This is a genomic window from Paracoccus indicus (assembly GCF_003056335.1).
Lineage (GTDB): Bacteria > Pseudomonadota > Alphaproteobacteria > Rhodobacterales > Rhodobacteraceae > Paracoccus > Paracoccus indicus.
Window position 1 is genome coordinate 1 of the sequence record NZ_PYWA01000032.1, and the last position, 536, is coordinate 536.

General features: G+C 60.8%; 1 protein-coding gene. It reads right to left on the reverse strand.

Going from position 1 to position 536, the window contains the following annotated elements; genetic code table 11:
* The coding region (locus DDE75_RS17120; RefSeq protein WP_162799115.1) for a transposase at nt 1-357 on the reverse strand (357 nt) is incomplete at its 3' end.
* Nucleotides 358-536: the final 179 nt, after the last annotated feature.

Genomic DNA, 536 nt, shown 5'->3' on the forward strand with positions numbered 1-536 from the left:
CCAGAGGGCGATCTTCCGGCGGGCGTCATCCAGGGTGTCGAAGATCTCCTCGTTCAGCAGTTCGTCACGCAGGCTCTCGTTGAACGACTCGATGAAGGCCCTCGCCATGGTCCTTGGACCAGTGGCGTCCCATGGCTTCGATCCCAGAAGATCCTTGGGCACGATGTTGTCGAGCATCGCGTCAGCCAGAAGCCGTTTCAGCTTGCCGTTCTCGTCCTCCAGCGCCCTCAGCCTCTGGGCATCGGACACGTCCATGCCGCCATACTTGGCCTTGAGCTTGTAGAACGTCGCCGGGCTGAGCCCATGACGGCGACAGACCTCCGCCGTCGCCATTCCGGCTTCCAGCTCCTTGATCATCTCAATGATCTGCGCCTCGGTGAAGCGGCTTTTCTGAACCGCGCCGGGTTTGCCGGAGGCTGATTTCGGTTAGTTACGCGGCCACGGCTTCTGTTTCCATAGTGGCGTAGAAGTTTGCCTCTGCTTCTGCCGGCGGGATGTTCCCGATCGGCTCGAGCAGGCGACGGTTGTTGAACCAG